The organism is Ectobacillus sp. JY-23 (assembly GCF_023022965.1).
Taxonomy (GTDB): domain Bacteria; phylum Bacillota; class Bacilli; order Bacillales; family Bacillaceae_G; genus Ectobacillus.
Genome location: NZ_CP095462.1, coordinates 284,571 through 298,432, shown reverse-complemented (window position 1 = coordinate 298,432; position 13,862 = coordinate 284,571). Strand labels below are relative to the sequence as shown.

Annotated in this window: 13 protein-coding genes; 2 read left to right on the top strand and 11 right to left on the bottom strand. The window is 39.1% G+C overall.

Translation table 11 applies throughout. The features are described 5' to 3' along the window. From iadA to MUG87_RS01560, 3 genes are all read right to left on the bottom strand, one after another. Nucleotides 1-1,176, bottom strand: coding sequence for a beta-aspartyl-peptidase (gene iadA / locus MUG87_RS01570; RefSeq protein ID WP_247084915.1), 1,176 nt, complete (start codon nucleotides 1,174-1,176; stop codon nucleotides 1-3). Between the two features lie 484 nt (nucleotides 1,177-1,660). Beyond that, a complete protein-coding gene (locus MUG87_RS01565) occupies nucleotides 1,661-2,371 on the bottom strand; it encodes a lysophospholipid acyltransferase family protein (protein ID WP_247084913.1) in 711 nt (236 codons plus the stop codon). Between the two features lie 371 nt (nucleotides 2,372-2,742). Further along, nucleotides 2,743-3,378: an FMN-dependent NADH-azoreductase gene (locus MUG87_RS01560; protein ID WP_247084911.1), complete on the bottom strand. Its 636-nt coding sequence runs from the start codon at nucleotides 3,376-3,378 to the stop codon at nucleotides 2,743-2,745. A 345-nt stretch (nucleotides 3,379-3,723) separates the two neighbouring features. Between MUG87_RS01560 and MUG87_RS01555 the strand changes: the two genes are divergently transcribed. After that, complete coding sequence (locus tag MUG87_RS01555) at nucleotides 3,724-4,371, top strand: 3D domain-containing protein (RefSeq protein ID WP_247084909.1); 648 nt, start codon at nucleotides 3,724-3,726, stop codon at nucleotides 4,369-4,371. A gap of 94 nt (nucleotides 4,372-4,465) precedes the next feature. Here MUG87_RS01555 and MUG87_RS01550 read toward each other — a convergent pair whose 3' ends face one another. From MUG87_RS01550 to MUG87_RS01540, 3 genes are all read right to left on the bottom strand, one after another. After that, nucleotides 4,466-6,442 carry a penicillin-binding transpeptidase domain-containing protein gene (locus tag MUG87_RS01550; protein ID WP_247084907.1) on the bottom strand — a complete coding sequence of 659 codons (1,977 nt, stop codon included), beginning with the start codon at nucleotides 6,440-6,442 and terminating at the stop codon, nucleotides 4,466-4,468. A 64-nt stretch (nucleotides 6,443-6,506) separates the two neighbouring features. After that, nucleotides 6,507-6,992, bottom strand: a complete 486-nt coding sequence (locus tag MUG87_RS01545; protein ID WP_247084905.1) for a dihydrofolate reductase — start codon at nucleotides 6,990-6,992, stop codon at nucleotides 6,507-6,509. Nucleotides 6,993-7,036: 44 nt separating this feature from the next. Beyond that, a complete protein-coding gene (locus tag MUG87_RS01540) occupies nucleotides 7,037-7,564 on the bottom strand; it encodes a dihydrofolate reductase family protein (RefSeq protein WP_247084903.1) in 528 nt (175 codons plus the stop codon). A 214-nt stretch (nucleotides 7,565-7,778) separates the two neighbouring features. On the opposite strand from MUG87_RS01540, the gene MUG87_RS01535 reads away from it, so the two are divergent. After that, entirely contained in the window at nucleotides 7,779-8,720 is a 942-nt protein-coding gene (locus MUG87_RS01535) for a helix-turn-helix transcriptional regulator (RefSeq protein WP_247084901.1), read from the top strand. Between the two features lie 186 nt (nucleotides 8,721-8,906). On the opposite strand, the gene MUG87_RS01530 is transcribed toward MUG87_RS01535, so the two are convergent. The 5 genes from MUG87_RS01530 to MUG87_RS01510 form a co-directional block, all read right to left on the bottom strand. Next, entirely contained in the window at nucleotides 8,907-9,863 is a 957-nt protein-coding gene (locus MUG87_RS01530; RefSeq protein WP_247084899.1) for a thymidylate synthase, read from the bottom strand. Beyond that, entirely contained in the window at nucleotides 9,860-10,378 is a 519-nt protein-coding gene (locus MUG87_RS01525) for a GNAT family N-acetyltransferase (RefSeq protein ID WP_247087426.1), read from the bottom strand. The genes MUG87_RS01530 and MUG87_RS01525 overlap by 4 nt, the downstream gene beginning before the upstream one ends. Before the next feature lie 246 nt (nucleotides 10,379-10,624). Continuing rightward, nucleotides 10,625-11,824, bottom strand: coding sequence for an ABC transporter permease (locus tag MUG87_RS01520; RefSeq protein ID WP_247084897.1), 1,200 nt, complete (start codon nucleotides 11,822-11,824; stop codon nucleotides 10,625-10,627). Further along, a complete protein-coding gene (locus MUG87_RS01515; RefSeq protein WP_247084895.1) occupies nucleotides 11,817-12,509 on the bottom strand; it encodes an ABC transporter ATP-binding protein in 693 nt (230 codons plus the stop codon). The genes MUG87_RS01520 and MUG87_RS01515 overlap by 8 nt, the downstream gene beginning before the upstream one ends. A 124-nt stretch (nucleotides 12,510-12,633) precedes the next feature. After that, nucleotides 12,634-13,476 carry a conjugal transfer protein TrbL family protein gene (locus tag MUG87_RS01510; protein ID WP_124564623.1) on the bottom strand — a complete coding sequence of 281 codons (843 nt, stop codon included), beginning with the start codon at nucleotides 13,474-13,476 and terminating at the stop codon, nucleotides 12,634-12,636. Between the last annotated feature and the right edge of the window lie 386 nt (nucleotides 13,477-13,862).

Genomic DNA, 13,862 nt, shown 5'->3' with positions numbered 1-13,862 from the left:
TTATTGTTCAAACGTTCCTCTCACGATGGCTTGACCATCAGATACCATCATATTTCCTTTAGCAAACACAGTGTGTATCCTTAGCGTATTCTTCTCTAAAAGTACAAGGTCTGCATCCTTTCCTTTTGCAATTGTACCTTTTTGCGATAACTTTAATACAGTTGCCGGTGTGGATGTAATCGTCTGTAGCGCTACTTCAAGAGGAAGCTTCTCCTCTAATACAGCCTCTCTAACCGCTTCAAATAATGAGGCTACGCGTCCAACCTGCAATCCTAAAAATTCACCATCACTGTTAAAAGAGGGCAAACTCGCTTGTGCATCTGAAGAAAAGGTAATCGCTCCAATTGGTACACCCGCTTCTAGCATCAACTTAAGGCCTCGAGAACACTTTACTTCCCCCTCCTCTAGAAACTGCGGAATTGTACTTGTTGTGAAGTCTACATACCCACCGCGCAGTGCATAGTGAATGCCGGCTTGAAATAACTCTTCATTCCTATTAATATGTGTAGGATGAAATTGCCTTATGGGAATGGATGTTTGCTCTACAATCGTTTCTAGCAATTGGAGCTTGTCTTTCCCATCACCAACATGTATCTCAAGTATGCCAGCTTTTCCAGACAAAATACCGCCATTACGAGCAGCAACAGCCACCTTAATTAACTCTTCGACAGTCGGCTGGGAAGAACGGTGATCTGCAATTGCAATTTCACCAACCCCAATAATCTTATCAATTAGGATAATATCGTTTTGGATTTTATCAGTTAATGTTTGCACAGGAATATGATAGGAGCCGGTGTGAATATAACATGTAACACCTTCTTCTTCTAAAGCTCTAGCTTTGGCTAATAAACTTTCCATAGAACGTGTTGTTCCGTCTGTTCCTAAAACTCCGACCAAGGTAGTGACTCCTGCGGTTGTCACATCGGTTAGCATGATTTCCGGAGTTCTTGTTTTAAAACCGCCCTCACCGCCTCCGCCAATAATGTGCACATGAGAATCAATAAATCCTGGTACAATTAACTTGTTTGTTGCATCAATGACGCGCATAGGCGCAAAGTTATCCGGTATGGATATTTTGTCCGCAATATAGCAGATTTGATCTCCCGCCAACAATACATCTTTTTTTCCTATGTAATGAGGCGCATACACTTCTCCATTTTGTAAGAGCGTCAACATGTTCTCAACCTCTTTCCAGTCAATGATATATGATACTCATATTAGGTCACAACACCTTGTGTTTCAAGAATATTTTCCATTCGTTTATATATGAATACAGAAAACAACCAATATTTTTAGAAAAGACGACGTACGACTACGGTGAGTACCTAAAAGAAGGGTGCATTGAGTTAGAACCATACACATTCGTCCTTGTGTGTTCGTGTACGGTTGCTTTTATGCTAGGTGTACGGTTTTCTACATATAATAAGGCTCTTTTCTAAAAGATTGTTGTTTTTAGATAGGTTTCTTTGTTTCAGGTTGTTTGGAGCGGAAGGTGCGAGACTCCTGCGAGAGCAGCGGGTCAGGTGAGACCCCACAGGCTGTAAGCCGAGGAGGCTCACCTGACCCGCGGAAAGCGAGCAACCCCGAGCCACTATTTGTTATATAGTAACAAAGTTTGCGAAAACAGCCTATAATAAAAAAGCCGACAATGTCGACTTTTTTATAGTTTAGACGCAATAACATGTTGTGTATATGCTGCTAGCTCTTTTAAATCCATATCTTTATACTGTTCTTCATAAATCGGTTCTGAAATAGTCAAAGTAACGTGAGCAGGTTTAATCTTATTATGATTTGCTTCCAATATGTTATATGTTCCATTCACCGTTACAGGTAAAATAGGTACACCTGACTTCACAGCCAAATGAAAACTTCCTGTTTTAAATTCTCCCATTTCCTTTCCTTTACTTCTTGTCCCTTCAGGAAAGATAACCAGCGAATGGCCATTTTTTAATAACTCAATACCATCTTTAATTGCCTGCAATGACTGACGTCGATCACTTCGATCCATAAATACAGAATTCATTAGTTCCATCCAAGTAGACACAATTGGCAATTTCTTAATTTCCACTTTAGAAATGAATCCAATTGGTTTGTTTAGATACCCCATTAATACTGGAATATCAAAGTTGCTTTGATGATTACATACAACAAGAACTGCGCGGTCAGGCACGTGTTCCAGTCCTTTTACCTCTACAGTAGAACCGGAGGCCTTTATCATTCCTTTACCAAACGAATCCGGTGTTTTATGTACAAGACGATCTTTCTCTTCCGGTGATAATGTTGGGGCTAGCTTTTTCATGCGAGATAAGCGTGGCAGCGTTCCCAATACTAATAATACGATATAAATTACAGCAAACACAGTTCTTACCATTCATAAGTCCTCCTCATATCCATTCGTCTTCATTATACAAGACAATAGAAGGAAAAAGAAGAATAAGAAAAAAGAAACATGTCCTTTTAGATTATAAAAGCGGCTCTTAGCATACAACAGCAATTCAAATGAGGTAATAACCTGACTCAAAAAACAAGTTGTTTAAGTATGCTTTGCACGCTTAACCTGTACAGCATCTCTATAGCAAAGAGGAGGTGCCTATGATCATAGGCACCTCCTCTTTTTTCATTAGCTCTGTGAAAGTTATTTGTTGATTTCAACTGCAGGGTCTCTCTTCTTACCTACAATCAGAGATTCACTCCGATCGACAAGTTCCCATTATCAACTTTAAGCTGTAACATCGCCTTTCATTAAAATTTCGTTGCAGCTTCTTTTGCTGCTGCAATTGCAGCTTCTTTAATTTCCACAGCTTTATCTGGTGCTGCTCCCATTCCTTCTACAGGTAGATATGCTGTATCTGTTACCCCAAAGAATGCAAGTGCAGCTTGTAAGTGGTTACGTCCAAAGTCCATGCTTGCTGCTGGTCCTTCAGAGTAAATACCGCCTGTTGCTTGAATGTGCAACGCTTTTTTACCTTCTAATAGACCCACTGGGCCATTTTCTGTGTATTTGAATGTTTTACCTGCAACAGCCAAGTTATCAATATAAGCTTTTACAACTGGCGGATAGCTAAAGTTCCACATTGGTGTTGCAAAAACATAACGATCTGCAGACATAAATTGTTCTAGGTTCGCATTCATTGCCGCAATTTTTTGTTGTTGTGATTCTGTTAAATCTGTAAATGCTACACCTGCAGCTAATTTACCCCAAGCGTCCATTACTTCACCATCAATCATTGGTACATTTGTCTGGAACAAATCTACTGCAATCACTTCATCTTGTGGATTTTTTGCTTGATACGCTTCAATAAACGCATCTCCTACTGCTTTGCTGAATGATACCTCTGCTGTATTTGGATTAGCTGTAATGTACAATACTTTTTTCATGATTCTTTCTCTCCTTTATGGCTTGATTTAAATTATTTTTAATTAAAGATAGTTTATAAAAAAATTACTTACTTACATTACATAAGTAAGTATATAAAAGTTGAATCAACCTGTCAACAATCTTCTTTTAATTTTTATTACACATATATGACAAATTGTTTTTGCGACACTATTTTCCGACAATTTACATCTTTCTTCACACTCAGAATCTTTTGTTGTATTACAGTTATGTATCTTTACTAACAACAACATAACAGTTTGGTGACTTCACTTGTTCCTTTATGTTACAACGCATATCATTAGAATACGTTAAAGCCCGTAAATTTAAATAAAAGGTGATGCTAATTGCGTATTGTAAAACGATTTATGTCGATTCAGATGATTCCGCCGCTTCTAGTGGCAGCGGGGTTCGGAGGAACAACAGTAAGCGTTCATAATCAATATCAGAAAGCAAAGCAGCAGCACCAAGAAGTGCAAACAGACATGCAAACAAAGAACGAAGCACTCCAAATGAAAGTGAAAGAATTGGAGCAACAAACGCAACAAATGCAAGGGACAGTGCAGCAGAAGGATGCACAGTTGCAGCAAATGCAACAAAAATTGCAGGAAACTGAACAAAAGATGACCGAAGCTGGTGCTGCAGTTCCTTCACGAAGCAATGACGAGGTTGCAGCAGCTCGCACAATTCAAGTAAGAGCAACTGCCTATTCAGCAGATCCTGCTGAAAACGGCGGTACTTACAACGGAAAAGTCTTAACCAAAACGGGATTCAGTTTAACAGACAATCCCACCGCAAAAGTAATCGCGGTAGACCCAAGGGTTATTCCACTTGGAAGCACCGTTTGGGTTGAGGGCTATGGATATGCAAAAGCACTGGATACGGGCAGTGCAATTAAGGGAAATAAAATCGATGTATTCATACATGATAAAAATAAGGGGCGTCAATGGGGCGTACGAACAGTCGAAGTACGTATTATAAAAGAAGGGCCTTAAACGTTCTACTTGCAGTCTATACTTTGCTTATGAAAAGATTTGCTAATCTTTTCGAACAAAAAAACACACGCAGCATCATGCTGCGTGTGTTTTTTTATTTTTCATTATCGAACACGCGTTTCACTTTTGCAACTACATAGTTACTACCACCACGCGTTTTTACGTCTTCAATCATAACAACGACAACTTTTTTCTCATCATACGCAACAAACCAGCCATTCTCTTGTCCTTCCGTTCTCTTTGCCTTCTTTAATTCAGCTGTACCTGTTTTACCCGCAAGCCGTGCCCCATCTATTTTAGCAGCTCGGCCTATCCCCTCAGGGTCGTCAATCACTCGGATTAAGCTGTTGTGAACAAGCATAGCGGTTGCTTCACTCATGATCTTATCTTTCCAAACCATTCCCTCGTTTTCTCCTTTTTGTAAAGAGGGGGCTGGAATAGATCCTCTCGTTATGAACGGTGCATATGATAGTGCAACATGCAGCGGTGTCATTAAAACCTCCCCTTGGCCGTAAGCTGTATCAGCAAGTTGGATATCATTTTTAATATCTGTCACTGCCAACTTTGATTCCTGGAACGGATAAGCAAGTGGTAATTTTTCTCCAAATCCAAATTTCTTTGCTTCTTCACTGAACGTTTCTGTTCCAACCTTCAGTGCCTCTTGTGCAAAATAAATGTTATCAGAGTATACCAAAGCGGTTTCTAAATCAATGGGACTTGCTTCCTTTACCCTTGTGACAAAATAATTACCCCAAGATCCATCCTTCGCCCACTGTAAACCAGTAATTTGCTTTTCTTCCTTCGGATTTAACGTACCCGTGTTCATACCAATAACAGCCGTAATTGGTTTGAATACTGAACCTGGTGTGTATGCTTGCGTAAATCGGTTTAAGAGTGGTTGTTTTAAATTATCGTTAAGTACATTCCAATCCGCCGCTTTCATTCCTTGCACAAAATCGTTCGGATTAAAAGCAGGCGTGCTGACAAGCGCAAGTATTTCGCCTGTCTGAGGATTAATGGCACTTGCCGTTCCTGCATTATCTTTCAGCTCTGTATATAGCGCTTGCTGCATAGCTGTATCAATGGTTACAGTAACGGTTTCTCCATCTTTCGCAGGTTTATCTGCTAGCACCTCTTTTTCTTTTTTATTACGATCTACAATGTAAATGCGAGCACCCTTCTGCCCCTTTAATTTGTCTTCATATACCTGTTCAAGACCTCTTTTGCCTATCTTATCGCCAGGTTGATATCCTTTTGTTTTTTGCAACTCTTCCGCTGTAATTTCTCCGATGTAACCTGTTACGTGTGCGGCAGCTTCTTTTAATGGATACACTCGCATTTTTTTGTCCGTTATCTTTACACCAGGTAAACGCAGAAGTTCTGCGTGACTGGCTTCATCAGATAAGATTGTAAGCGGAACAAGCAAATGTGGTTTTACCCATTTTTCGCTCAGCTTTTTATCAATTTCATCGACACTCATCTCTAGCAATTGAGAGAGTCGTTGCTTTGTGGCACTATGATTTTCACCCATTTTCTCCAGCACAAGACCAATTTCGTATACAGTTCCTTCGCCGGCAAGTATGTTACCTTTTGGATCTACAATGTCACCACGCTTTGGTATATACGGTTTAACCTGCACCCTATCATCTTCTTTCATAGCAGGAAAAATCAGTGCAGGCGTCCACGCTATTCGCCAGACTTCTGTCTTGTCCTCCTTCTCTTTCACTAGCTCCACATTACTTTTGAATGAAATTTCTCCCGCTAGCGTTTTTAATTGTGCTTTATAAGGTAAAGCGGTTTTTTCTTTGTTTTTTTTGTCTTCTTTTGTAGATACAGCTTTCACTTGTACTTCACTTACTTCCATATCTTTATAAATATCATTATAATGAGAAGTGAATTCTTCTTTTGTTATTTGACTTTTTGCATCCTCAGAAAGCTGTTCGTACATCTCACTGAAATTTTGCTTATTCCACGCCTTTATGTACTTATCCATCACTTCTTCCGGCTGCGGTTCTTTATTGCATGCAACCATAAGTAAACACAATAAGATCAGACTACCTATTTTTTTCATACATATCCCCCCTATATCTTCCATTATAATACAGGATTGTTGCACGCATAAAAAAAGAACCAAATTATTGGTTCTTTTTTTCATAAATCGAAAAATAATATGCATATGGATTTTTTTCGTCACATATTCCGGGCTCTCGAGATATTTCTTGCCATTCATCAATACAAGGGAACCAAGCGTCTCCTGAGAATTCATCTTCAATATGTGTAATATATAGACGGTTTCCTACAGCCAATGCCTCTTTATACAGTTCGGCTCCGCCGATAACAAAGGCCTCTTTATCAGAAGAAGCAAACCGCGTCAGCAATTCGTCTAAAGAATGCACAACAACACATCCTTCAGCTTTGTATGCAGGATTACGAGTTACAATTATATTTTCCCGCCCTGGTAATGGTCTACCTATTGATTCATATGTTTTACGTCCCATAATAACGGGATGTCCCATTGTAACACTTTTAAAATAAGCCAAATCCGCAGGCAATCGCCATGGCAGTTCATTATTTGTTCCAATTAAGCGATTGCGATCCATCGCTGCAATGAGTGAAATCATATACAACCCCCCTTTTCTACATTGTAGCATAAGAGGGCCTTCGTTTACCTCTCTACCTTATAATGTAACTCCACAATTTCCTTATACGTCGTCACATTTTGAAGTTGTAAATTTGTTTTTTCATAGCCGCCATGAAATAAAGGAATACCTTTTCCAAGTAAAATGGGAATATACGTAATACGTAATTCATCTACCGTGTTTGATTTCATAAAAGCGTTTAACACACCTGCACCTCCGACCAACCAAATACGCCGATCTCCCTGTAAGCGATCTAAGAACGTTTTAGGGTCACTGTTAATAAATTCGACATGTTCATCTTTTCCTGTTTTCGTACGTGAAAATACATAGGAAGGTTTACCTTCATACGGAAACGGAATATCAAATCCTAGGATTTGTTCATATGTCGCATTTCCCATTACAATCGTATCAACTGTCTCGTAAAAAACACTGTATCCGTTGTCGCCTTCGCCTTTTTGTCCTGCCTCTTCTAACCATTCGATACCACCAAACTCATCAGCGATATATCCATCCACACTAACTGCAATATATAATACGACTTTTTTCTCTTCCATTACAATTCCTCCTTGTGCTTGTGGTAAGATAATCTTACTATCTAATTACGACAAAACATGTCATATTTATGACATAAAATATAGACAATCATAAAAACATTTTTTGAAGGGGGAGAACGTACCATATGTAGCGGTTCTCAAAACTTAAGAAGTGTAAAACCATAGGTACTAACAGAACTGTATTACTTGTATGTATATAAAGGAGCTAGCGTATATGTCTAAAGTAAAGCGACTGCTTGATATGATGACCTATATTAATCTAAAACGAACGTTTACAGCTCGCGAGATTGCGGATGAGTTTGGGGTGTCTGTCCGTACCGTACAACGTGATTTATTAGAGCTTAGCCATTGGGGTGTTCCATTGTACGCGGAGCAAGGACCACACGGTGGTTATACCGTACTAAAAAATAGCTTGCTTCCTCCTATTCTTTTTACTGAAGAAGAAGCGATTTCTATGTATTTTGCTTATGAATCTTTGCTTCACTATAATTCTTTACCATTTAATACAGAAATAAAAGCAGCTCTTCACAAATTTTATATGCATTTGCCACCCGATGCGAAAGAGAAATTAAAAATGCTACGTGATTATATTTCGTTCTGGACACCCCTGCGCCATATACATGCGCCGTTACTCAAAGATTTGCTTGACTCAGCTATAGCTGGGGCTAAGTTGCGTATACGCTATAATGCCAAACGCGGTATGTCTTCACGACTTATTAGGCCAATCGGCGTATATGCCAACAATGGTTTATGGTACTGTCCTGCCTATCTATACGAAAAAGACAGTATTTCGTTGTTTCGTATAGATCGAATTTTTGATATAGAAATCATAGAGGAAGACCCAGGAACTTATATGACACTCAGAGAATGGCTATCGAATGAAGAAACAAAAGAACCGATAAAACTTAAAGTGCGCCTTACAAGAGAAGGTGTTCGGCAATGTCTAACAAATCCCTGGCTTGAGCAATATGTAGCATCAGATAACGAAGCAGGGTATATTGAGATGATGATTGAAACAAGTGAAATCCATTTTACAGGGGACTTCTTTTTTTCACTAGGTAGCGATGCTATAGTGGAAGAGCCTGCTGAAATGGTATCTTATATATGTGAAAAGGCACAAAGTATATTGAAGCTGTACCAAAATGAAAACAAATAAAACGCACGGATAAAATCTGTGCGTTTTATTTAAAAGTCAGTACTTGGCGCGTTTCAGCCTATTTGCTGACATTATTGACTCGCTTTTCTTAGACTATCTAAATGATAGTGGCTTTTACGCCAAATATACCTACCGAATTATAGAACAAGTTCATAGCCAAGAAGGATTGTAGAGCTTCATAAACCTTTATACTGCAACCGGTGCTTTGATAGACGGATGCGATTCATACCCTTCCACTACAATATCATCCATCTCAAAGTCAAATACAGAGCGTTTATCCGGATTTAATTTTAACGTTGGTAAGGGTTTAGGTTCGCGCTGCAGCTGCGTCTCTATCTGTTCAATGTGATTGGTATAAATATGCGCGTCACCAAGAGTATGAATAAATTCCCCTACCTCAAGTCCGCATTCATGTGCAATCAGATGGGTAAGCAAAGCATAGCTAGCAATGTTAAACGGAATGCCAAGAAAAATGTCTGCACTTCTTTGATAGAGCTGACAAGATAACTTGCCCTCTAATACGTAAAATTGAAACAATGTATGACAAGGTGGAAGTGCCATGGTTGGCACATCTTCCGGATTCCAAGCAGACACAATAAGTCTTCTCGAGTCAGGATTGACTTTAATTGTTGCAATGACATCTTTTAGCTGATCAATGGTGTCACCGGTGGACGTTGTCCAAGCGCGCCATTGCTTGCCATATACATCTCCGAGCTCCCCATACTTTTTAGCAAAAGCATCATCTGTTAAAATGCTCTCTTTAAAAAACACCATTTGCTTTTCATATTGTGCAGCAAAAACTTCATCTGTCTGTGCACGAAGTCCAAAATTTGTCATATCAGGACCTGTATAATCAGAGCTTTCCACCCATCTCTTAAAAGCCCACTCATTCCATATATTATTGTTGTGCTGCAGTAAATAGCGGATATTTGTATCACCCTTTATAAACCAAAGCAGTTCACTTGCAATCAATCGAAATGGAATACGTTTCGTTGTTAATAAAGGAAAGCCCTCGTTCAAATCAAAGCGCATTTGATATCCGAATAAAGAGCGAGTTCCCGTTCCCGTACGATCTTCTTTATTCGTTCCATGCTTTAAAACATACTCACATAAATCTAAATATGTACGTTCGTTTTTACTCATGTTTCTTTCCTCCTCTTCTCAAGATGAAGTGCCATCCAAATATCGTCGGCATATGTACCGTCTTCAAAACGCACTTGTTTACGTTGGCGACCTTCTTCCTGAAAACCAAGCTTGTGATATACGTGCAGTGCCCGTTCATTGTTAGATAGTACGCCTAGGCATATTTTTTCTAATCCTTCTTGTACCAATGCCCACGCAATAAGATGACCAAGCATACTTGTTCCTATGCCAACGCCGCGATGCTCCTTCTGAATCGCCATACCGAATGACCCCGTATGATTGAGGCGTTGCATCGGATTTCGTTTGAATTCCAAAAATCCTACCACTTCTTCATTTACTTCGGCAACTAATATCAAATTCCCCTTTGTTTTTGATTCCTCAATTTTTTGTTTCTCTCGTTGTACATCTTTTGGTATTTCTTCCGGCGCGGATACAAAAAAGAAGGTTGTTGTAATAATTTCTTGTTTAATTGCTACAATTTGCATAGCATCATGTATAAGTGCTTCTCGAATTATCATATCCGCCCCCTAGTTCAATGATTTCTCCCTATTTTATCATCTTAGCTTCTGTTTGTTTATTACATCTTTAAGAAATTTTCGCTTTGATACAAACCTGAAATGTCATAAAATTTAGAAAAATGGGTATTCTAATAGTAAAAGGAGTGATTATAATGAGTATTGATACACTATTTTTTATTACTAGCTTTGCGGTGTTAGCTTTTTTCGTATATGAAAGCATTACTGATTAAAAGGGAGTTGCTGTCAATTCCCTTTTTGTTTACTTGCAAAAAATACATATGGAATACATAAGACTACGAGAAGAATAACTAACGCAAGAGCTACCCATATATATGCAACAGCAACAATCGCAATCATGTATAACATAAGTGCTGGCACTAATACAAGCAGACGTGGTTCACCCATTAGTAGAACTTCTCCTTCAGCGCAATATAAACGAATTATTGGCTTATCCTTAAATACTTTCCATTGTTCTCCTGATTGCTTAAATAACGCAAAAGACGCAAACGCTATTATAATAGAAGCAATCCACCAAGGCGTTATCCATAGAGATAATGCACTATATGACATGGTCATGAAATAAAATTGGCGATTTGTATCTGTACGCACATACTCTTTACAAAATAACTCAGCAATCACCCACTCTTTTTTGCGGGTTTTTAATAGCCTCTTAGACTGCGGAAAAATACGCGGCTTCTTAGTTTCAACTGGTTTTGGAACATGTCCACCACCAATCATCACAGTAGACGTCCATTTCATCGCTTCTTTTTGCTCCCGCTCTACCTCTCTTAAAAAAGCAAAGCGATAACGCAGTTTTAATTGTAAACATCTCCAGATGATAATGAGTAGTATGCTATAAAACAAAAGAAACACAGGTTTATGTAATAGAAGCCATACGCCACCACTTGTTAACAAAATGATGACCACTCGTGTTACAAATCCGTAAAGCAAGCGTTCCCACCATAGATCCGAGTAGATAAGATCTTGTAGACAACGCTGTACTATTACCATATACACCATAAAAAACCACACCCCCACCACCTGCTGTACACTAAGTTCATAGCCATTTTGCAGTAATGGCAGTCCATACAACGTTAAAACGGTCATCCAAATACCCACTGTTAAAAATGTGTACCCTATCCCCTTTTTGACTACTGATTGCAAATGAGGCGACTGTATTAAAAATAGACTGTCCGCCGCTTCTAAAAAGGAGCGAACACCGCCGAGAGATAACAGTGATAATACTGGCACACATAGAATTGGAAGTGGAATTGTGTGAACCCATGTTGGTGTTTGATCCCATAATGATGCATGATAAATACCAACAAACACTAACACCGGAACTACAAAATACAAAGCAATCGTCCAGTCCACCACTGAACGAAGTACCCTCCACTTTTGCCTCCACTCGTATAACAATCGCTGATAAAAAAGATTACGCATAGTTCCTCCTCACAATGCTATCAAAGCATTCTAATAAGGATTCTCCCGGTTGATCTGCTGCCTGTTGAATTGCGGTTATGTCACCGCTTGCAAGCAATGTACCTTTGGAAACCAATAAAAAGCGTTCGCAGATTCGTTCTGCTGTATCAAGTACATGGGTACAAAGTAACACACCTGCGCCTCTTTTTCGTTCTTCCTCAAGTAGCTTTAAAAAATCCCGCACCGCCGTCGGATCCAATCCAATGAATGGCTCATCCACAATATATATCGAAGGTTTTGCTAAAAAAGCAAGCATTAGCATTGCTTTTTGCTTCATGCCTTTTGAAAACTGTCCCAAGTATTCATGTTGACTTTCTTCCATTTGAAATACATGCAAAAGTTTTAATGCCTCATCCTTCCACGTCTGTGACAATTCCTTTGTAGCAGCAAGCAATTCCATATGCTCCCATAATGTAAGATAATCGTAATATACAGGCTGCTCTGGAACATAGGCATAGTTACTCACCGTAACTTCTCCATCCATATGTGGGAGCATACCTAAAATTCCTTTAATGGTTGTACTTTTTCCAGCACCATTTGCACCTATTAACGCGACTAATTCTCCTGCTTGTACGGAGAAAGCTACATTTGTAATAATTGCCTCTGCTTCCTTGTAGCCAGCAGAGCGAATATGTACCTCAAGCATATATATCTCCCCTTTGGATGATTTTACCACTTTATTATAGCATAAAGACTATATGAATCTTATAATTTTGTGAATTTGTATAATAACAAGACAACATAAAAAAGAGTGACTCACGCCACTCTTTTTATTTCACTAGCTTGGTTGTCACGTATCGTACCAAAACTGATTTTCCGGCACCTCCGAGTACACCGACAGCTTTTTGACCGGCACCTGTGCTGTATAGAAACTTCCGTAAAAAGCTGGGACCAGTTAAACAAAAAAACATAAAACCAAATCCTATAATAAAATCTTTTAAATCTGCTGCATCTCCAATTGTATTAAGCGCAAGCCAAAGCGTCATCATTTGTAAGCTTTGTGTAAAGATGGTCGCAATGGTTTCGCGCCACCATACGCTCCATATATTCATATCTTCATTGACAATTGACCAAGCTGCCAATGGGCTCATAATTAATATAATGAGCAATTCCACAGTACGAATAATATACTGAATAGCTAGCAGTAAGAAAATAATTGCCATTGCCAAGCCTGAAAATAAAATCGCCGTCGATACAGTACCAGGAACGCCAACAAATTTGGAAAAAGCATCAATCGTAACACCTTTATCTAGAAAAATTTGTACAATTGCATTGTTAAATGGAAGCAATACTTCTTGCAAAATAAATGGTGCCAATACAGCTAGCACCCCTCCTAAAAAAGTCCGCACGATAATGGTTTGTACCCCTCTTTGACTGTACCCCCCTACTTTCTCAATAATCAACTTGAACATATTGAATGTAAAAAACACACCGCCAAGCGTAACAGAAATCATAAAGATGATATCATATGCCTCTGATACGTACGTATATTTTGATAGATCTGTCGGAGCGAACAAATAGATTTTTAACCAACTAAAGGCAGCATTCGCAATATCATTCATCAATTCATGTAATAATTCCTTTATATACTCAATTGGACTTTTCAGCATCATTGCCGGCCCCTTTACAGAATTTGCGATATGAGAAAGCCCATGCAGGACTTTAGTCCGCCTTTAGGCATGGGATGAAAGTATCGCTTTTGCTACGCAAAACATGGTACAATATCCACATAGACAAGTATAAGTCTCTAAAACAAATCGTTCTCTGAAAACTGGATATTGTATGAGGTTCGACAGCCTAATACAAGCTGTCGGTAAAACGATATGTGTCGTCACGCACAAGACGCTAAAACGCATATGAGAACTCAAAATCTGTACGGTATGGTCACAGTACCGTAGCCATAGGTGCTATACGCACTGCCTATGGAGGGGTGATGGCACACCCTAATCTCAAAGACTGTTCAAAACAGAAATGAACTGCGAACGCTTCGTCATTTGAG

What these genes read in the sequence shown, in the direction of transcription:
- iadA (WP_247084915.1), bottom strand. Translation starts at nt 1,176, where the DNA reads ATGTTGACGCTCTTACAAAATGGAGAAGTGTATGCGCCTCATTACATA.
- MUG87_RS01565 (WP_247084913.1), bottom strand. Translation starts at nt 2,371, where the DNA reads ATGGTAAGAACTGTGTTTGCTGTAATTTATATCGTATTATTAGTATTG.
- MUG87_RS01560 (WP_247084911.1), bottom strand. Translation starts at nt 3,378, where the DNA reads ATGAAAAAAGTATTGTACATTACAGCTAATCCAAATACAGCAGAGGTA.
- MUG87_RS01550 (WP_247084907.1), bottom strand. Translation starts at nt 6,442, where the DNA reads ATGAAAAAAATAGGTAGTCTGATCTTATTGTGTTTACTTATGGTTGCA.
- MUG87_RS01545 (WP_247084905.1), bottom strand. Translation starts at nt 6,992, where the DNA reads ATGATTTCACTCATTGCAGCGATGGATCGCAATCGCTTAATTGGAACA.
- MUG87_RS01540 (WP_247084903.1), bottom strand. Translation starts at nt 7,564, where the DNA reads ATGGAAGAGAAAAAAGTCGTATTATATATTGCAGTTAGTGTGGATGGA.
- MUG87_RS01535 (WP_247084901.1), top strand. Translation starts at nt 7,779, where the DNA reads ATGTCTAAAGTAAAGCGACTGCTTGATATGATGACCTATATTAATCTA.
- MUG87_RS01530 (WP_247084899.1), bottom strand. Translation starts at nt 9,863, where the DNA reads ATGAGTAAAAACGAACGTACATATTTAGATTTATGTGAGTATGTTTTA.
- MUG87_RS01520 (WP_247084897.1), bottom strand. Translation starts at nt 11,824, where the DNA reads ATGCGTAATCTTTTTTATCAGCGATTGTTATACGAGTGGAGGCAAAAG.
- MUG87_RS01515 (WP_247084895.1), bottom strand. Translation starts at nt 12,509, where the DNA reads ATGCTTGAGGTACATATTCGCTCTGCTGGCTACAAGGAAGCAGAGGCA.
- MUG87_RS01510 (WP_124564623.1), bottom strand. Translation starts at nt 13,476, where the DNA reads ATGATGCTGAAAAGTCCAATTGAGTATATAAAGGAATTATTACATGAA.